Annotated in this window: 18 protein-coding genes; 13 read left to right on the plus strand and 5 right to left on the minus strand. The window is 69.8% G+C overall.

What is annotated here, in order from left to right; genetic code table 11:
• On the minus strand, window positions 1–798 hold the full coding sequence (locus STH_RS18335) for a hypothetical protein (RefSeq protein WP_011195197.1): 798 nt from the start codon (window positions 796–798) through the stop codon (window positions 1–3).
• 166 nt (window positions 799–964) lie between these two features.
• Here STH_RS18335 and STH_RS05440 point away from each other — a divergent pair, with 166 nt between their 5' ends.
• Window positions 965–2,359 carry a Mur ligase family protein gene (locus STH_RS05440; RefSeq protein WP_011195198.1) on the plus strand — a complete coding sequence of 465 codons (1,395 nt, stop codon included), beginning with the start codon at window positions 965–967 and terminating at the stop codon, window positions 2,357–2,359.
• Window positions 2,360–2,361: 2 nt separating this feature from the next.
• Window positions 2,362–3,105 (plus strand): type 1 glutamine amidotransferase, encoded by a 744-nt coding sequence (locus tag STH_RS05445; RefSeq protein WP_011195199.1) that lies wholly within the window; start codon window positions 2,362–2,364, stop codon window positions 3,103–3,105.
• 45 nt (window positions 3,106–3,150) lie between these two features.
• Here the strand turns inward: STH_RS05445 and STH_RS05450 are convergent, their stop codons facing one another.
• Window positions 3,151–4,680 carry an N-acetylmuramoyl-L-alanine amidase gene (locus tag STH_RS05450; protein ID WP_011195200.1) on the minus strand — a complete coding sequence of 510 codons (1,530 nt, stop codon included), beginning with the start codon at window positions 4,678–4,680 and terminating at the stop codon, window positions 3,151–3,153.
• 196 nt (window positions 4,681–4,876) lie between these two features.
• On the opposite strand from STH_RS05450, the gene STH_RS05455 reads away from it, so the two are divergent.
• Window positions 4,877–5,548, plus strand: coding sequence for a hypothetical protein (locus STH_RS05455; RefSeq protein ID WP_011195201.1), 672 nt, complete (start codon window positions 4,877–4,879; stop codon window positions 5,546–5,548).
• A 16-nt stretch (window positions 5,549–5,564) separates the two neighbouring features.
• Window positions 5,565–5,999: a GNAT family N-acetyltransferase gene (locus tag STH_RS05460; protein WP_050742130.1), complete on the plus strand. Its 435-nt coding sequence runs from the start codon at window positions 5,565–5,567 to the stop codon at window positions 5,997–5,999.
• 74 nt (window positions 6,000–6,073) lie between these two features.
• Here STH_RS05460 and STH_RS05465 read toward each other — a convergent pair whose 3' ends face one another.
• Window positions 6,074–7,000: a 1,4-dihydroxy-2-naphthoate polyprenyltransferase gene (locus STH_RS05465; protein ID WP_338054965.1), complete on the minus strand. Its 927-nt coding sequence runs from the start codon at window positions 6,998–7,000 to the stop codon at window positions 6,074–6,076.
• A 470-nt stretch (window positions 7,001–7,470) separates the two neighbouring features.
• On the opposite strand from STH_RS05465, the gene trxB reads away from it, so the two are divergent.
• The gene (trxB, locus tag STH_RS05470) at window positions 7,471–8,415 is read left to right on the plus strand and encodes a thioredoxin-disulfide reductase (RefSeq protein ID WP_011195204.1); all 945 of its coding nucleotides are present in this window, start codon (window positions 7,471–7,473) and stop codon (window positions 8,413–8,415) included.
• A 43-nt stretch (window positions 8,416–8,458) separates the two neighbouring features.
• Entirely contained in the window at window positions 8,459–10,348 is a 1,890-nt protein-coding gene (gene selB, locus STH_RS05475; protein WP_011195205.1) for a selenocysteine-specific translation elongation factor, read from the plus strand.
• 25 nt (window positions 10,349–10,373) lie between these two features.
• On the opposite strand, the gene STH_RS05480 is transcribed toward selB, so the two are convergent.
• The gene (locus tag STH_RS05480; protein WP_043713529.1) at window positions 10,374–10,559 is read right to left on the minus strand and encodes a hypothetical protein; all 186 of its coding nucleotides are present in this window, start codon (window positions 10,557–10,559) and stop codon (window positions 10,374–10,376) included.
• Between the two features lie 171 nt (window positions 10,560–10,730).
• On the opposite strand from STH_RS05480, the gene STH_RS16980 reads away from it, so the two are divergent.
• The 3 genes from STH_RS16980 to STH_RS19125 all read left to right on the plus strand — a co-directional run bounded on the left by STH_RS16980 (window position 10,731) and on the right by STH_RS19125 (window position 13,627).
• Window positions 10,731–11,513 (plus strand): response regulator, encoded by a 783-nt coding sequence (locus STH_RS16980; RefSeq protein ID WP_011195206.1) that lies wholly within the window; start codon window positions 10,731–10,733, stop codon window positions 11,511–11,513.
• A 105-nt stretch (window positions 11,514–11,618) separates the two neighbouring features.
• Entirely contained in the window at window positions 11,619–12,437 is an 819-nt protein-coding gene (locus STH_RS19320; RefSeq protein ID WP_011195207.1) for a M15 family metallopeptidase, read from the plus strand.
• Window positions 12,438–12,679: 242 nt separating this feature from the next.
• Window positions 12,680–13,627 (plus strand): stalk domain-containing protein, encoded by a 948-nt coding sequence (locus STH_RS19125; protein WP_050742131.1) that lies wholly within the window; start codon window positions 12,680–12,682, stop codon window positions 13,625–13,627.
• 50 nt (window positions 13,628–13,677) lie between these two features.
• Here STH_RS19125 and STH_RS05500 read toward each other — a convergent pair whose 3' ends face one another.
• Window positions 13,678–14,679, minus strand: a complete 1,002-nt coding sequence (locus tag STH_RS05500; RefSeq protein ID WP_011195209.1) for a PepSY domain-containing protein — start codon at window positions 14,677–14,679, stop codon at window positions 13,678–13,680.
• 145 nt (window positions 14,680–14,824) lie between these two features.
• On the opposite strand from STH_RS05500, the gene STH_RS05505 reads away from it, so the two are divergent.
• From STH_RS05505 to STH_RS17680, 4 genes are read left to right on the plus strand one after another with little or no spacing between them, the layout of a single operon-like run.
• Complete coding sequence (locus STH_RS05505) at window positions 14,825–15,295, plus strand: DUF523 domain-containing protein (RefSeq protein ID WP_011195210.1); 471 nt, start codon at window positions 14,825–14,827, stop codon at window positions 15,293–15,295.
• A 46-nt stretch (window positions 15,296–15,341) separates the two neighbouring features.
• Complete coding sequence (locus tag STH_RS05510; protein ID WP_011195211.1) at window positions 15,342–16,397, plus strand: M20/M25/M40 family metallo-hydrolase; 1,056 nt, start codon at window positions 15,342–15,344, stop codon at window positions 16,395–16,397.
• Window positions 16,388–17,416: a M42 family metallopeptidase gene (locus STH_RS05515; protein WP_011195212.1), complete on the plus strand. Its 1,029-nt coding sequence runs from the start codon at window positions 16,388–16,390 to the stop codon at window positions 17,414–17,416. The genes STH_RS05510 and STH_RS05515 overlap by 10 nt, the downstream gene beginning before the upstream one ends.
• The gene (locus STH_RS17680) at window positions 17,413–18,420 is read left to right on the plus strand and encodes a M42 family metallopeptidase (protein WP_011195213.1); all 1,008 of its coding nucleotides are present in this window, start codon (window positions 17,413–17,415) and stop codon (window positions 18,418–18,420) included. The genes STH_RS05515 and STH_RS17680 overlap by 4 nt, the downstream gene beginning before the upstream one ends.
• Window positions 18,421–18,681 lie beyond the last annotated feature (261 nt).

Here is an 18,681-nt window from a genome sequence, read left to right on the forward strand (position 1 = left end):
CTAATCGGGGTTCACGGTGTCGGCGGGGCGCTCCGTCACCACCAGCCGGCCCGCGCTGTCCCAGTGGCCGACCACGCTTTCGCCGACGAGCTGGGGCTGGCTGCCGTCCCACCGTGCAGTGTAGAGCCGGTTCTCCTTGTAGAAGAGCACCTGGCTGCCGTCCGGCGAGGGGATGAGGCTCGTTGCGCCGGTGAGGAAGGCGCTGAGGGGGGTGACCAGGGCCGTCTCCGGATCGGCCTCCAGCCACCGCTGGGCCGTGTCCCGGAAGAGCAGCGTGGACCGGGGCGTCCACTGGATCGGCGCCAGCGGCCGTACGTCGGCCCCATCGGCCCCGGCCTGGGCCGCCGTGGCGATCCCCGCTCCCGGCGGGCTCCCGGAATCCGGCGAGGCATCGGGGCCCCCGGCGCCCGGCTGGGCCCCGGAGCCGGCGTCGGCCGGCGAAGGCGTCCCGACCGGCGGCGGCGTCACCTGCCAGAGCCAGGCGCCGTCGATGCGGGTGACCCAGAGTTCGTCGCCGTGCAGCACGGCCCGGAACAGCCCGTCGGGGGAGACGGGCGCCGTGGACAGGGCCTCGAGGGTGTCAGCCGAAGGCGGCGATGCATACAGTCCAGACAGAGCGCGGCCGGTGAGCGGCGTCGGTTCACCGGGCAGCGGCAGCGCGGCATGACCGGCGGCCACGGGGGCCGCCGGATCGATCCCGTTTGGGTTAGGCGCCTCGGACGGGCCGGACCGGCCGCAACCGGCCAGCACGAGGCCGGCGAGCAGCAGGGCGGCACGGCCGAACCGATGTGGCGTCACGGTGGATGACTCCCTTCTGCGAAGGAAACCCGCAGGACGCGGGGAATATAATCAAGGTTTGTCGCCATCGTGGTCGTAAACCGGATGAAGGCTCCACGAAAGAAATTAACATAAACCGAGGTGAGGGGGAAGGGCAACCGACTCCCGGGAAAGGCGAGGGAGCGCGATGAACCTGCGATCTCGAATGGCCGTGTGGATGGGCAAGGCCCTGGTCACCGCCACCCGCGTGGCGGGGCGCGGCGGCACGAGCCTGCCCGGCGCGGTGGCCCGGAAGGTGGCCCCGGACCTGCTGCGCACCTTAGCGGCGCAGCCGCGGGAGGGCGTGGTGGCGATCACCGGCACCAACGGCAAGACCACCACGGCCAAGATGCTCGCGTCCATCTGCGAGGCCGCGGGCTGGGACGTGGCCCACAACCGGGCCGGCGCCAACCTCATCTCCGGCGTGACCACCGCCTTCATCCAGGCGGCGGACTGGAAAGGGCGCATCCACCGGTCCGTGGGGCTGCTGGAGATCGACGAGGCCACCATGCCCCGGGCCTGCCAGGAGGTGCGGCCGAAGGTCGCGGTGGTGACCAACTTCTTCCGCGACCAGCTGGACCGGTTCGGCGAACTGGAACACACCGTGGACCTGGTCGCCCGCGGCCTCGCCCATCTGGCCCCCGGCGGCCGGGCGGTGCTGAACGCGGACGACCCGAACTGCGCGCGCCTGGGCCAGCGCCGGGGGGTGGAGCCGCTCTACTACGGACTCCAGGTGGACGCCGCGACGGCGGAGGCCGCCTCCCAGGCCGCCGACGCCCGCCACTGCGTGCAGTGCGGCCATCCCTACGAGTACCGGGTCCTGCACTACGCCCACCTGGGCGACTACCGCTGCCCGCAGTGCGGCCACCGCCGGCCCGAGCCCCGGGTATATGTCGACCGGCTGTGGGACGTGGACGCCCGGGGCTCCTCCATGCGGCTGGTGACCCCCGAGGGCGCCTGTGAGGTGCGGCTGCAGATCCCGGGCCTGTACAACGTCTACAACGCCATCGCCGCGGCCGCCGGCGCGGTCGCCCTGGGGCTGCCGCTCGCCGCGATCCGGCAGGGGCTGGAGACCACCACCAGCCAGTTCGGCCGCATGGAGATGATCACCATCGGCGACCGGCAGGTGTTCATGGCCCTGGTGAAGAACCCCGCGGGGTTCGACTCGGTGATCCAGACGGTGATGCAGGCTGAGGCCCGCAAGAACCTGGTGATCGCCATCAACGACCAGTACGCCGACGGCACCGACGTCTCGTGGCTGTGGGACGTGGACTTCGAAAGGCTGGCCGGCCACCAGTCGGAGATCAACTTCGTCATCTGCACCGGCGTCCGGGCCGAGGACATGGCCGTCCGGCTGAAGTACGCCGGCATGGACCCCGCCAAGCTCTCGGTGGAGAAGGATCCCGAACGGGCCGTGAAGCAGGGGCTGCGCTACATCCAGCCCGGTGACCTGCTGTACATCCTGCCCACCTACACCGCGATGCTGCAGATCCGCGGCCTCATCGCCCGCAAGGGGCACGTCAAGAAGTACTGGGAGGTGTAGCCGTGGAGCGCCCCCGCATTCACATCGGCTGGCTCTACCCGGAGTATATGAACCTGTACGGCGACCGCGGCAACATCATCGTGCTCACCCAGCGCTCCCGGTGGCACGGCCTGGACCCCGTGGTCACCCCGGTGCGCATGGGCGAGTCGGCCGACTTCGCCCGGTTCGACCTGCTGCTGATCGGCGGCGGCCAGGACCGGGAGCAGTCGCTCATCGCCGAGGACTTCGTGCAGGTGAAGGTCCCTTCGCTGGCCGACGCCATCGAGGACGGGCTCGCCGTGCTGGCGGTCTGCGGCGGCTACCAGATGCTGGGCAAGTACTTCAAGACCCACACGGGCGAGCTGATCCGCTTCAGCGGCATCCTCGACCTGTGGACCGAGGCGGGCCGGGAGCGCATGATCGGCAACTGCGTCATCGAGAGCGACCTGTTCGGCGGCACCCGGACCATCGTGGGGTTCGAGAACCACTCCGGCCGCACCTTCCTGGGCAAGGGGCTGCGGCCGCTGGGGCGGGTGGTGAAGGGTTACGGCAACAACGGCTCCGATCGCACGGAAGGGGTCGTCTACAAGAACACCGTGGGCACCTACCTGCACGGCTCCATCCTGCCCAAGAACCCGCACCTGGCCGACTGGCTGATCCAGCGGGCGCTGGACCGGCGCTACGGCGGCCAGGTGAAGATCGGCGCCCTCAACGACGACCTGGAGATGCGGGCCCACGAGGCGATCATCGCCCGCTTTGGAAAGTGAAGGAGGACGCGGCGCGAGCCGGGGGATACCCCCGGCTCGATCGTTCTACCGCCGCACCACCCGGAAGGCGTCGGCGATCACGTAGCCCGTCCCGCTGGTCCAGCGGCTCACGGCGATGATCTCCCGGTCGCCGGCCAGCAGCCGGAACGTGCCCAGGTGCACCCACCTGCCGCCGTTTTGTCGCTGGTTGACGTACACCGTCACCGGCGTGGTGCCCGTGCCCGCGCTGTTGGCCTGCCAGATCACCACCGGGGTCCTGTCGTTGTAGCCGCTGTTGGCCGGGTACCACATGTAGATGTCGTAGTTGCCGGTGGACGGGATGTTGAACTTGTAGTAGGCCGCGTCGCTGACCGCCTTCGGCTCGGCGAAGCGGTAGTTGCTGCCGTACCGCTGGCTCGACCAGGAGGAGGTGCCCCAGTTGCTGCTGGCCCGGAACCGGCCGCTGGTGGTGTTGTCCACAATGGCCGACCACGAGCCCGAGGACTGGGTGACCAGGCTCATGTAGTAGTTCCAGTCCCAGCAGCTGCCCGGGTCGGTGTGGGTGGCCCCCGGCACCTCGTTGTGGCCGATGATGTAGCTACGGGTCATGGGGATGCCGTACTTCTGGGCGATGTTGCGGGTGAGCGCCGCGCTGGCCCGGTACATGGCGTCGGTGAACCAGGTGCAGCTGGACACCCAGCCTTCGTGTTCGATGCCGATGGACTGGGTGTTGTAGGTCCAGTTGCCGGCGTGCCAGGCGATGTCCTTCTCCCGCACCATCTGGGTGATGGCGCCGTCGCTGGAGCGGATGACGTAGTGGGCGCTCACGTTGGAACTGGGGTTCTGGAACCAGCTGATGGTCCCGGAATAGGAGCCCTGGGTCACGTGGATGACGATGTACCGGATGGGGTAGCTGCTGGGCCGGTTGGAGGCGGTGTAGTTGGAGGAGTGGGCGGGCACCCAGGCGGCGGGGCCGTAGTCCTGGGACTGGACGGTGATCAGGCCGGCGAACCGGCCCAGGTCGGGCGTGACCGCCTGCGGCTCGATGCGGATCTCCTCGCCGTCGACCACGGCGTCGATGCCCCGGTTCAGAAACTCGTAGACCTGCAGCGCGTAGTCCCTGGCGGCCACCCCTTCGAGCTGGCTGTACCGGGCCACCGCCTCAAACCAGTCGCCCAGCTTCAGGGATTTGACGTCCGCCCCCTGCTCCGCGGCGTAGTGGGCCAGCAGCGCCGCACCGCCCAGGATGTTGGCCGCGGTGTCGGTCCTGAGCCGGGCCGGGTCGAGCCCCGTGAGCTTGGCGGCCAGGTCCAGCGTCGTCACCTGGGGATTGGAGACCAGGTGCATCACGCCGTACCCCCCGGCGACGCTGGGCACGCCGTCGTGGTCGTCCAGCCGGGTCTCGGCGTAGGCCAGGGCCACCAGCAGCTCCACCGGCACGCCGTAGGCGTCGGCAGCCTTCCGGAAGGCCTGCCCCATGGGGCCGTCCAGCCGGTGGCCCCGCTCGAACTCCTCAGGGGCCGCCCATCCGGTCCCCACCACGGTCAACAGGAACAGCAGGAGCACGAAGAAGCTCAGCCCTCGACCCTTGCGCATGGTGAACCTCCCCTTCCATCGTATGATGGTAGGGACTTTTTACACAAATAAGTCAGAACAATCAATACTCTGACAGGAAAATTGTCGATATCGGTCGAGTGGCGAAGGCAAGAATGTCCATACCTGAAGGACTGGCGGGCGGGCGGGGCGAACAAGAAGGGGAGTCCGCAGCAGTCCGCAGGAAGGGAGGGTTTCCATGCGCCGGAGGCTGCGTCTTCTCGCGCCCCTCCTGGCCATCCTGCTCCTCACCGCCGCGGGCTGCGGCGAGCCTGAGGCGCAGGGCCCGGCCGCGGGCGGCGACCAGACCGACGTCCAGAGTGAACCGCCGGCCGAGGGGGAAGGGCAGCAGGATGGGCAGCAGATCCCGCTGACGCTGGTGTACAGCCACCCCGATACCGGCCTGACCCTGGGCGTGCCCGAAGGGTGGGTCGTCTACCCGCTGGAAGACGCGGTGGTGGCGCTCATCAGCCCGGAGCGGGGGGAGGAGGACTTCTTCCGGGAGAACATCCTCGTCACCGCCGACGGCCAGTTCCCCGACCCCGCGCTGGACGTGTACGTCGAGGCCCTGGAGCAAGAGGTGCGCCACCGGTACCCCGACACGGAGACGCTGGAGAGCGGCGAGGCCACCGTGGGCGGCGTCCCGGCCCGGTGGATCGTCGACCGCTTCACGGGTGAGAAGGGCGAGACCCGGGTCTACCGAGTCGTCCTGGTGCGGGACGGGATCGCCTACGTCCTGCACGGCACTGCGCCGGTATGGACGTTTGACGACTACCGGCCGGTGTTTGAGGCCGTCGCGCAGTCCATCACCTGGGTGGAGCCGCGCGCGGTCGAGCCCGAGCCGGAGGCCCCCTCCGAGACCGGCCCGTAGCCCAGGGAGGATGGAGATGGAGGAGTCACTGGTGATCCGACCGGCCACCGCGGCCGATGCCCCGGCGGTGGCCGCCTTGCTGACCGACTTCAACGGGGAGCCGACGGACGCCGCAGCTTCCGCCCGCCGCATGGCGGCCATGGAGGGGACGGAGACGGTGCTGCTCGCGCTGCGGGGCGGCGCCGCCGTCGGCCTCTGCAGCTTGCGGGTCGTGCCGTTCCTGTCGGCCGACCACCCGTACGCCGAGGTGACCGAGCTGTACGTGGCGCCGCAGCACCGGCGGCAGGGCATCGCCCGCCGGCTGATGGCGGAGGCTGAAGCCCTGGCCCGCGCCAAGGGCGCGCCCGCGGTCTACCTCCTCACCGGGTTCCGGAACGAGACCGCCCAGGCCTTCTACCGCAGCATCGGCTACGGCGACTACGCCCTGGCCATGCGGCGCAGGCTGGTATAGCGACACGCCGAGGACGCGCAAGCGGCGCCGGGGAGATCCCCGGCGCCGCCTGTCCGGAACCGCCGAGCCGGCCGTCATACCCAGACCGAGAGCAGGAGACCGAGCGTCATCAGGCCGCCGAAGCCGGCCAGCAGCTGCGCCACGCCCTTGACCGCCGGATGCAGCCGCACCGGCTCCCGCTCCCGCAGAAACAGCCGGACCGGGGGCCACGCCTTGGGCAGCGACAGCAGGATCAGCAGGGCCCACGGGGTGAGCCGGCCCGTCGCCACCAGGCCCACGGCGATGGCGTAAGCCAGCACGAAGCTGCCGGCGAGGACGCCCACCGCGGCGCCGCGGCCCAGCACGATGGGCAGGGTGTGCCTCCCGCCCGCGCGATCGGCCTCGATGTCCCGGATGTTGTTGGCCAGCAGGATCGCGCCGATGAGGATGCCGATGGGCACGGCGACCCACAGCGCCGTCGCGGTCACCCGCAGCGTCTGGGTGTAGTAGACCAGCAGAATCATGACCGGGCCCATCGTGAAACCGGCCGCCAGCTCCCCGAAGGGGGTCGACGACAGCGGCAGCGGACCGCCCGAGTACAGGAACGCAACGCCGAGGCAGGCCAGGCCGACGGCGAAGACCCACCACGAGCTGGTGGCGGAGATGTAGAGCCCCAGGGCCACGGCGGTGGCCAGGAACATCCAGGCCAGCGTGATGACCACCCGGGGCGATACGCCGTCGCGCACGATGGTCCCCGCGATGCCCACGTGGTCCCGGGTGTCCAGCCCGCGCACATAATCGAAGTATTCGTTGAACATATTGGTGGCCGACTGAATCAGCACCGCCGCCAACAGGAAGGCCAGGAAGCGGCCCGTGTGGAAACCGCCGTGCGCGTAGGCCAGGGCGGTGCCGCCCAGCACGGGCGCCACGCTGGCCACGAGGGTGAAGGGGCGGAGCATGCGCCACCAGACGCCGAATCTTGCCCGTACAGCCATACGACGCTCCTTCTTAGCGATCTGTATTCATCGCCTATTATACTATCAGACCCATGTGAGGGCGGCACAGCCCCCGATGCGGTTGTCCCCATTCGGACGCGGCGCACACGCGCATAAGCCGGATCCCGCCCGGAGAACATACGGGGTGAGGTTCGCTGCCCGACCAACGCAGGTGGGGCCGACCTCCCCGCAAGGCGGCGGATTCGCCCTATCGGGCCGTGAGGGGTTCCGGCGGCGCTCCGCCAGTGCCGTTCGGACGGCCGGGCGCCCGGTACGTCCGTTGCGGGTTCCGTCGCCTGGAGCTGGTTCTCCAGGTTTCAAGCCGAAGGCGCGGACCCTGGGTCCGCGCCTTCGGCGCGCCCGGAGGCCGCTGGTGGTCTGGATATACCCCTGGGGGCATATCTCTCCGGTACCCGAACATCGTCTTAACTGGTAGAATGGACGGGAGCGGCGGCCGGTCTCGTCCGAATCTCTTGTGCAAGTAGGGGGAAGCTGTTGTGCGCAAAGTGGTGATTCTTGGCACCGGACCTGCCGGCCTGACGGCGGCGATCTACACCGCGCGGGCCAATCTGCAGCCTCTGGTCATCGAGGGCAACGAGCCGGGTGGACAGCTCACCACCACCACCGAGGTGGAGAACTTCCCCGGTTTCCCGGACGGCATCATGGGGCCGGAGCTCATGGACAACATGCGCCGCCAGGCGGAGCGGTTCGGCGCGGAGTTCCGCAGGGGGTACGTCACCGGCGTCGACTTTTCCCGCCGTCCCTTCCGGATCACCGTGGATGAGACCGACGTCATCGAGGCCGAGGCGGTGATCATCGCCACCGGCGCTTCGGCCAAGCACCTGGGCATCCCGGGCGAGGATGAGAACATCGGCCGCGGCGTCTCCTACTGCGCCACCTGCGACGGCTTCTTCTACCGCGGCAAGAAGGTGCTGGTCGTCGGCGGCGGCGACTCGGCCATGGAGGAGGCCAACTTCCTCACGAAGTTCGCCGATGTCACCGTGGTCCACCGCAGGAGCGAGCTGAGGGCCTCCAAGATCATGCAGGAGCGCGCCCGGGCGAACCCGAAGATTAGCTGGGTGCTGAACGCCGTTCCCGTCGAGGTCCTCGCGGACGAGCGGGGCTTCAAGGCCCTGAAGGTGCGTGACAAGGAGACCGGCGAGGAGCGGTTGCTGGAGGCCGACGGCATGTTCGTGGCGATCGGCCACAAGCCCAACACCGACTTCCTGCGGGGCCAGATCGACATGGATGAGTTGGGCTACATCAAGACCATTCCCGGCACCGCCCAGACCAACGTCCCGGGCGTGTTCGCCTGCGGCGACGTGCAGGACTCCCGGTACCGCCAGGCGATCACTGCCGCCGGGTCGGGCTGCATGGCCGCGCTGGACTGCGAGCGGTTCCTGGAGGAAGTGGCCGCGCAGGAGGGGTCGCTCACCAAGTAACGGGGCCGGCCCGGCTGGGCGGGCCGGCCGGAAGGAGGGCGCCGTGAAGCATTACATCATCGGAACAGCCGGACACGTCGACCACGGGAAGAGCGCCCTGATCCGGGCATTGACGGGCGTGGAGACCGACCGCCTGCCCGAGGAGAAGGAGCGGGGTATTTCCATCGACATCGGCTTTGCCCGGTTTCCCCTGCCCAGCGGCCGCCGTGCGGCGGTCATCGACGTCCCCGGCCACGAGAAGTTCGTGCGGAACATGCTGGCGGGCATCACCGGCATCGACCTCGTCATCCTGGTGGTGGCGGCGGACGAAGGGGTGATGCCCCAGACCCGCGAGCACCTGGACATCCTGCGGCTTCTGGAGATCAGCAAGGGGCTCGTGGCGATCACCAAGATCGACCTGGTGGACGAGGAGATGGTGGAGCTGGTGGAGGCCGACGTGGCCGAGGCCGTAGCCGGCACCTTCCTGGAGGGCGCCCCGGTCTGCCGGGTCTCCTCGGTGACCGGGGAGGGGCTGGACCACCTCCTCCGGACCGTGGACGCGCTGCTGGAGGAGACCGAACCCAAGGACACCACCGCCTTCGCCCGGCTGCCTATCGACCGCGCCTTCGTCCGCCCCGGCTTCGGGACGGTGGTGACGGGCACGCTGGTGGGGGGCGTCATCCGCCAGGGAGACCGGATGGAGCTGCTGCCCCTGGGGATCGAGGTGCGCGTGCGCGGGCTGCAGGTGCACGGGGAGCCCGTCGAGCAGGCCCAGGCGGGCCAGCGGGTGGCCGTCAACCTCGCGGGCATCGAGCGGTCGGACGTGCGGCGGGGCCACGTGCTCTGCGCCCCGGGGGCCCTGCGTCCGACCCGGAGCTTCGCCGGCCGGCTCCACCTGCTGGAGTCGTGGCCGAAGGAGCTGAAGCACGGCGAGCGGGTGCACCTGCACACCGGGACCAGCGAGGTGCTGGCGCGGGTGCTGCTGCTGGAGGGGGATGCCCTGAAGCCCGGCGGCACCGCCTACGTGCAGCTGAAGCTGGAGGAGCCGGTGGTGGTCGGCCGCGGCGACCGGTACATCATCCGCTCGTACTCCCCTGTGCACACCGTGGGCGGCGGCATGGTCATCGAGCCGCACGCGCAGTACAGGCGGTCCCAGGCGAAGGCGGCCATCGCCGAGCTGCAGGCGAAGGAGTCGGGCGGCACCGGCGGCGTCATCGCGGAGACCCTGCTGCGGGCGGGCATGACCCCCCTGGGCCTGGGCGAACTGGCCAAGCGGACGGGCGTGACGGTGGAGACGGTGCGCACCGAGCTCCCCGGCCTGGGGGCGGACGTGCGGGAACTGGAGGGCGGGCTCTGGATCCACCGCCGGGGCTTCGGCCAGTTCTGCGATGCCGTCCGCGCGGAGCTGGAGACCTTCTACGGCCGGTATCCGCTCCGGTCGGGGCTGGGCAAGGAGGAGCTTCGCCGGAAGCTGGGGCTCGGCGGCAAGGAGTTCGCGGCTTTGCTTGCGGCCGCGGAGGCGGCGGGCGAGCTGAGCGTCAACCGGGACCGGGTCGCGCTGCCCGGCCGGGCGCCCGCCCTGAACGGCGCCCAGGCGAAGCTGGCCGAGCGGCTGCGCGCGGCCATCGCCGGGGCGGGCTTCAGCCCGCTCACGGTGGCGGAGCTGAAGCAGCAGGTGCCGGGCGCGGACACGGAGGAGGTCATCATCTACCTCATCGAACAGGGCGAGGCCGTACGCGTGGGCGACGACCTCGTCATCGCCGCCCCGGTTCTGGAGGAGGCGGTGCGGCGCACCCGGGAGCACCTGAAGGCGCGCGGCAGGCTGACGGTCGCGGAGTTCCGCGACCTGCTCGGCACCTCGCGCAAATACGCGCTGCCCCTCCTGGAGTGGATGGACGAGCAGCGCATCACGCGGCGGGCGGGCGAGGAGCGGGTGGCCGGCCCGAATGGGTAGCGGAGGAGGGGGCGGGGCCCCCTCCTCATTTTGCGCTCACGAGCCCGAGCCCGGCGAAGGCCAGGAGCAGCACCAGGAGCACGGCCCACAGCGCGCCCATGGTGCGGTCCGGGTTCCCCCGGCTGCGCCGGTGCAGCAGGAACAGGACCAGCAGGGCGACGGCCGGGGCCACGAAGCCGACGGCAACGATCCACCAGACGATGGGGGACATGGAATCCTCCTTCTTGGGCCTCTGTATGCGACTTTGTGCGGGTACCTTTAGGACGCTCTGACGACGCGCATGGTGATTGTTGACTGATCTGTCAGTCATCCGGCAGGATAGGGGTGAGTTCTGCAGAAATGTAAAGTGATGAACCAAGAAGCCTAGGCGGGAGATGATGCCATGCGGCAGGCCGGGCGGGTTCTGGTGGCGAACCCATCGCTGCTGGAGAGGCAGCGCATCGCCAGCGTGCTGGAGGCGGTCGGCTACGAGGTGGTCCAGGCGGCGAGCCTGGCGGAGGCCACGCAGCTGCTGACCGAGGCCGCGCCGCGCAGTGTCCGCGCGGTGCTGACGGAAACGGAGTTCGCCGACGGCACGGTGGACGACCTGATCCGCCAGATCCGCCGCGACCCGGCCTGGGTGTTCACGCCGGTCGTCGTGCTGGGCCCGGCGCCGCCCATCCCCCGGTTGATCGAGCTCATCAGCCTCGGGGCGAGCACGGTGGTGAACAAGCCGTTCTCCTCCCAGGTGCTGCTGCGCCGGTTGGGCGAGAGCCTGGCGGAAGCCCGGGAGCGCGAGGCCAGGGGGGAGTCGCCGGTCCGGAACCTGCCCGATTACCTGCGCCGGGAGTTCCGCCGGGCAGACCTGGGCGGGTTCCAGGTGGCGCTGATGGTCGTCCGGCTGCCGGACTCCGTACCCGAGCACCGGGTGCCAGGCTTTGTGGAGACGGCGGCCCGCAGCCTGCGGGAGTATGACCTGGCCCTCAGGATCGGGACACGGCTGGTGGCCCTGGTACTGGCGGAGACCGGCGCCTCGGGCGGAGAGGCGGTGCGGCGCCGGCTGGAGGCGCTCTACCCGACGCCGTTCTCGTCCGGCGTGGCCGTCTACCCCGACGACGCCACCGATCCTGAGGAACTGATCCGGCTGGCCCGCGCGCGGGCGGAATCTGCCCTGTCTGCGGTGTGACGGCGGCGAGGCGCCGCCGCTTTTTTGTGGAACCGCACCCGGGCGGGCAGGCGTCTAACCGATGTCCGCCGTAAGTCACGGAAATCCTGGCAGGAAGGTGAGCAGATGTCCTTTCCGTCGAAGCAAGTCCGCCTGACCCTGCTGGCCCTGCTGGCCGCGGCGCTCGCCGCCGGATGCGCCCCAGGGCCGCAGCTGCCGCCTCCCGTCCCGGTGGACCCCACCGCGGAGGCGCCGGCCCCCGTCGAGCCGGAACCCGAGCCGGATTCCGGACCGGTGCCTGACCCGGGGCCCGGCGCAGCCGATCCGGAACCCGCGGACGCCCCGGGCGGGCGCGAGGTGCAGCTGGTTGCGGACCCCACGGCGATCGACGTCCTGGTCAACAAGCAGTACGCCCTCCCGGCGGACTACGTCCCGCCGGATCTGGTGGAGCCCAACGTCCGGTTCATCTTCACCGAATGGCACGAGCGCCGGCTGATGCGGGCCGAGGCGGCCGCCGCCCTGGAGGAGATGTTCGCCGCGGCCGAGGAGGACGGCATCTACCTCGCGGGCGTCTCGGGCTACCGCTCCTATGAGTACCAGGAGGCGCTCTTTGCCAGCTACGTGAGCACCGACGGCCTGGAGCTGGCCGAGCGCTACAGCGCCCGGCCGGGCCACAGCGAGCACCAGACCGGGCTGGCGATGGATATCTCGGGCAGCACCGGCGAATGCGCGGCGGACGACTGCTTCGCCGGCACCCCCGAGGCCGAGTGGCTGGCTGCCCACGCCCACGAGTTCGGGTTCATCGTGCGGTATCCCAAGGGCAAGGAGCACATCACCGGGTACATGTATGAGCCCTGGCACGTGCGTTACCTGGGCAGGGAGCTCGCCCGGGCGGTCTACGAGTCCGGGCTGACGTACGAGGAGTACCTGCAAGCGCACCGATAGCGAGCGCCGCCTGCGCCCGCCGCCCCACCCGAAACGGAGGGTCGGCGGGCGCTTCGCTTTGGAAAGGGTTAGTATGAATTCCTGGTAATTGTTGGACAGGGCAGGAGTTGGCGGAACGCCGATTGAACATAATGTCCATCCCGATTGACATTAGAAGGGGATGGTGGGTGAGGCTGGCAGTCCGCGTCGACGGGCCAGAGACCCGCTCCCGACACACACGTGCAGACGGAGGCGGATCGACGATGCAGCGTTCCTGGAAACGGCGGCTCCTCGCGGCCCTGGCGCTGGCGGCCCTCCTGGGTACGGTTCCCGTTCCCGCCGCGGCCGCAGGCTACAAGGTGATCAGCAATGGCGTCGTGGTGTCGGATGTCCAGGCCGAGATGGTCGACGGCCAGCTCATGACGGCCGTGGGGCCCTTCGCCGAGAGCCTGGGCTACAAGGCCAGCTACGACAGCAAGAGCAAGATGATCACCGTCTACAAGTCCGGCTACTGGCTCACCATGTGGATCGGGACCCACCTCGCCTTCCAGAATGACCGGGAGGTGTGGTCGCCGGTGAAGCCATACATCAAGAACGGCCAGGCGATGGTACCGGCCTGGTGGCTGGCGGTGCGGCTGGGCGCCGACGTCTCCTACGCCAATGGGACCCTTACCGTGAGCAACGGCTACAAGGCTCCCCAGCCGGCGACCGGGGTCAACCCCAACCCCCGCCCGGACTCCCCCTTCGCAGATCCTACCTACGTTTTCCCGTTCCCGCAGGGAGCCACGTACTCCGCCTACGCCGACACGATGGGCGCCTCCCGGTACTGGGACGGTCAGACCTTCGGCCACGAAGGCACCGACATCCCCGCGCCCCACGGCACCCCGATCGTCGCCGTGGCCTCCGGGACCATTGTCCGGTACGGCTGGAACACGCTGGGCGGTTACCGGATCACCATCGAGCTGGACGACCACCCGGGTTACTACTTCTACTACGCCCACCTGAGCGGCTACGCCCCGGGCCTGAAGCTGGGGTCGCACGTGAAGAAGGGGCAACTGCTGGGCTACGTGGGCTCCACCGGCGAGGGGCCCGAGGGCACCTCCGGGAAGTTCATCGATCACCTGCACTTCGGGATCTACGATTCCAACTGGAAGCCCATCAACTCCTACCCGCTGCTGAAGTACTGGGAGGGGAACAAGGTCAAGCTGTGAACCCGCGCCAAAGAAACTGCCCCGCCGCAGCGGCGGGGCAGTCTTCGCGGCTACTCCGCGACCCGCAGTTCGGCGGTCACGGCATCCACCCAGGCAGTGACCCAGACCTTGCCATCCCGCAGGCCCCGGACCTCCCACACGGGGGAATCCGCCCCCGAACCCGCGCCGTCGGCGAGGTATGTCGCCACCCACTGGTTCTCCCGGCTCTCGGGGTACCTGGCCCGGACGATCCGGACGGCCGCGTCCTCGGGCACCTCGGCGGTACCGCGCAGGTGAGACCACATGACCGTCGTCCCGTCGGGTTCATCGGCCGCGGCGAGGCTGAGGAACATCTCCCCTTTCCGGAAGAGCAGCGCCCGGTCAGGGGCGGGCAGGGCCTCCCATCCACTGGCCGGCATCTCGGCCCGGTACCACGCCAGCAGGTCGGCCGCGGTCACGTCCCTGGCCCGCGACAGGTAGCGGCCTTCCGAGAACGGCGGGTGATCCAGGAAGGCGGGGTGGGTGGGGAAACTGAACAGATCCGGGTCGTTGGCCAACCGGCGGGGCTCATCGCTCTGCGTCACGCGAATGGCTTCGGGCGGCACCTCCAGGAACTGCTCGCCGCCGTCCCAGACCAGGTGCACCCTGAGCGGCTTCTCGGCCAGTTGCCGTACGACGTGCGCCTGGCCCCAGTCGGGGAACGTGAAGGTCCGCCCCAGGCCGTAGGACGGTTGGTCCGGGGTGAGATCGTAGCCGCGCGGCGACTCCAGGTAGGGCTCGACGTCGCTCACCAGGGCGATCTCTTCGGGGTAGAAAACGGCCATGCGCAGGCCTCGCACGCCTTCGTCAGACAGAGACTCCACGTGCACGATGAAGGAGGCCAGCCCGCCGCCCACCAGTTCGTGGTGCGGGTAGAGGTGCAACTCCCCCCGGATTGCGAAGCCCGACACGGCGCCCGCCGGAGCAAACTCCGCCCCCTCCGGAAGTTCGGTCAAGGGGCGGTCCGGCCCGAGGCTGCAACCGACCAGGGCAGCCGCCAGGAGCAGCCCCGTTGCGATGGTCCTGATCCGCACGGTCATCACCTGCGCGTTGAAAAGACTTATGCATTACACGGTCTGCACGCATCAAGGTTCCGCGTTTGGGGGGCCGGCAGGTAGGAGACGGTGCTTTTTCCCCCGAAATGGTTGCGGGAGACTTGGGCAGGAAGGAGAGGAACCCATGATCCTGGTGAGCGCCTGCCTGGTCGGCTGCCGCTGCCGCTACGACCAGGGAGCCAAGCCGCACGACCCGGTGATCGTCCTCATCCGGGAAGGGAAGGCGGTGCCGGTGTGCCCCGAGCAGATGGGCGGCCTGCCCACGCCTCGGCTGCCCGCGGAGATCATCGGCGGCGACGGCGACGACGTGCTGGACGGCCGCGCCCGGGTTGTGAACGCGGCCGGCGAGGACGTGACCGAACAGTTCCTGGCCGGGGCCCGGGAGGCCCTGCGGATGGCCGAGGCCGCGGGGGCCACCGTGGCGATCCTGAAGGAGCGCAGCCCGTCCTGCGGCAGCGCGGCGATCTACGACGGCACCTTCCGCGGCACCGTCCGCCCGGGCCAGGGGGTCACCGCCGCCCTGCTCCGCCGGCACGGCATCGAGGTCCTCTCGGAGGAGAGCTGGCCGGAGGGGACAGGAGAAGTCGGGCGCTGATGGCGAATCTAATAGGGCAACACTGGAAAGAAGGGGCGACCGCGCGTTGGACATCACCCAACACCTGGCAGAACTGACCCGACTCAGCAGCATCACCGGGCGTGAGCGGGCGGTGGCGGAGTATCTCCTGCAGGCCTGGGCTCCGCTGGTGGACGAGGCGTACCTGGACCGCCTCGGCAGCTACGTCGGCGTGAAGCGGGGCGAGGGGCCCGAGCCCCGCCCGCGCGTGCTGGCCGCGGCCCACATCGACTCCATCGGCGGCGTGGTGACCGCGATCGAGCCCGGCGGCTTCATTCGGTTCAACCCCGTGGGCGGAGTGGACCGCCGGCTTCTGATGGCCCAGGAGATGGAGGTTCACGGCCGCCGCGTGATTCCCGGCGTGGTGGGCTCCAAGCCGCCCCACGTGACCAGCCCCGAGGAGCGCAAGCGGCTGGTGCCGGTGGAGGAGCTCTATATCGACACCGGCCTGCCGGAGGACGAGGTGCGGGCGCTGGTTCAGGTCGGCGACCCGGTGCTGTTCCGCTACCAGTTCCGAATCCTGCAGAACGGGCGCATCTCCAGCCGGTACCTGGACAACCGGGCGAGCCAGGCCGCCCTGGCCGTGGCGCTGCAGGAGCTGCAGGGGCTGCGCCACAGCGCCGACTTCTACGCGGTGGGCACGGTGGGCGAGGAGTTCGGCGCTTACGCGGGTGCGACGGCAGCCGCGTTCGCCCTGCAGCCGGACATTGCCATCGCCGTCGACGTGACCTTCGCCCGCCACCCCGGAGCGGAAAAGGACACCTTCCCCCTGGGCGGGGGGCCCGCCATCGGGGTGGGACCCAGCTGCACGCCCCAGGTGGTGAAGCTCATGCGCAAGGTTGCGGAGGAGGTCGGCATCGACTACCAGGTGGAGGTGATGGCCGGCCCCTCGGGCACCGACGCCTGGGGCATGCAGGAGGTGCGGGGCGGGGTGGCGACGGCCATCCTCTCGATCCCGCTCCGGTACATGCACACGCCGGTGGAGCTGGTGGACCTGGCCGACATCCGGCAGGCCGGCCGGCTGCTGGCGCACGTCGTGGCGCGAATCGATCAGGCCTTTGTGGAGGAGTTGCGATGCTTCTAGAACGGCTGTCCAACGCCTGCGGCGTGTCAGGCGACGAGGGCGAGGTGCGCGCCCTCCTGAAGGAGGTCCTGGCGCCGCGGGTCGATGAGATGTGGTCCGACCCGATGGGCAACCTGATCGTCCGCAAGGGATCGGGGCCCGTGCGGGTGATGCTGGACGCCCACATGGACGAGGTGGGCTTCCTGGTGGGCGAGATCACCGACGAGGGGTACCTGTCGCTGCGCAAGGTAGGTGGCCTGGATGACCGGGTGCTCCCCGGCCGGCAGGTGTGGGTGACCCACCGGCGCATCCCCGGCGTGATCGGCGCCAAGGCCTGGCACCTCTGCAGCCCCGAGGAGCGCGGGAAGGTCATCCCCTTCGACGAGATGTACGTCGACCTGGGCTGCCGGTCCCGGGCCGAGGTGGAGGCGCTGGGCATCGAGCTCGGGGATCCGGTCTACTTTGCCACCGAGTTCGAGCTGCTGGGCGACCGGGTGGCCAAGGGCAAGGCCCTGGACGACCGGGTGGGCTGCACGGTGCTCGCCCGGGTGCTGCTGGAGTACGACTTCCCCGGCATCACCCTGCTGGGGGCGTTCACCACCCAGGAGGAGGTGGGGCTCCGGGGTGCGAAGGCGGCGGCTTTCCACCTGAACCCCGACGTCGCCCTGGCCCTGGAGGGGACCGGCTCGGCCAACGTGGCCGGGGTCGACCCGTTTGACACCATCACCAACATGGGGGAGGGACCGGTGATCTCGCTGATGGACGCGGCCGGCATCCCCCACAAGCGGGTCCAGGAGGAGCTGATCCGCCTGGCCCGGAAGCACGGCATCCGGCACCAGTTCCGGCGGCTGACCTCGGGCGGTACCGACGCCGGGGCCATCGCCCGGTCGCGGCAGGGCGTGCCCGCCTGCACGATTTCGGTGCCCTGCCGCTACATTCACACCAACGCCGCCCTCTGCCACCTCGACGACGTCGACGGCGCGGTGCAGCTGGTCCGGCGGTTCCTGGAAAGCGTGGAGAAGGGGGAGTTCCGCCCATGAGCGAGAAGCTGCTGGAGCGCGTGCGGGAGCTGGCCCGGCTCTGGGGGCCGTCGGGCCGTGAGCAGCGGGTGCACGACGCCCTGAAGGCGCAGATCGCACCCTTCGTGGACGAAGTCCGCACAGACGGGTTCGGCAATCTGCTGGCCGTGCGGAAGGGCAGGGAGGGCGGCCGACGGGTGCTGCTCTCCGCCCACATGGACACCCCGGGGGCCATCGCCCTCAACGTGACCGACAAGGGGCTGATCTACCTCGCCCCGGTGGGCGGGCTGAAGGTCCACCATGCGGTGGGGCAGCGGGTCGTCTGGGGCAGCGGCGCCTTGGGCGTCCTGCAGTATGAGCACGTGGAGGAGCCGAAGGACCTGAGCTTCAGGAAGCTCTTCTGCGACATCGGCGCCGCGACGAAGGAGGAAGCCCTGGAACGGGTGTCCCTGGGCGACATGTGCACCCTCGCCGGCACGGTGGAGGCATGGGGCGACCTGGTGGTGGGCCCCGGCCTGGACAACCGGCTGGGCTGCGCGGTGCTCCTGGAGGTCGCCGAGCGGCTGGGCAGCGGTCCGCACACGGTGATCTTCGCCTTCACGGCGCAGGGCGAGGTGGCCCCGCGGGGGGCGGCGGTGGCGGCCTTCGGCGCCGAGCCCGACGTGGCCGTTCTCGTCGACTCGGCCGTGAGCGGCGACCAGCCCGGCGTCCGGCAGGTCGCCACCCGGTTGGGCGGCGGTCCCGCCCTGCGGCTCAAGGATTCGGGCTTCATGGCCCACCACGGGCTCGCAGCGCAGATCGCCGCCGCGGCCGAGGCCGGGGGGATACCGCTGCAGCGTTGCGTCAGTCCCACCGGCAGTGAGGGCTGGACGGTGACCCCCGTCGGCCCCGGGGTGCCTACGGCGGTGATCGACATCCCCGTGCGGTACCCGGGAACCGGCGGGGAGATGGCCGATCTCCGCGACGCCCGGGCCGCGGCGGAGCTGCTGTTGCACTTCCTGGGCCTTCCGCTTAATCTGGCCTGAACCGCACAGAAGGGCAACGCCACTCCCGGCCGCTCAGCCGCCGGGAGTGGTCGCTTTCCGACCGCCAACCATCATCTTTTCGATCGATTTACCTCCAGGGTTCTTGACCAAGGGGACCACTGCCGTCTACGATAATGACCAATCAGGAGGATATTAGCATATTAAGTTCCTATCCCCTACCATTGGTTAGCTGAGATTTTACGCAGTTATGAATAGAGCCTGCAGTCCGGCCGGTGGGGGATGGGGCCGAACCCGGCGGCT

This window comes from Symbiobacterium thermophilum IAM 14863 (assembly GCF_000009905.1).
GTDB lineage: Bacteria > Bacillota > Sulfobacillia > Symbiobacteriales > Symbiobacteriaceae > Symbiobacterium > Symbiobacterium thermophilum.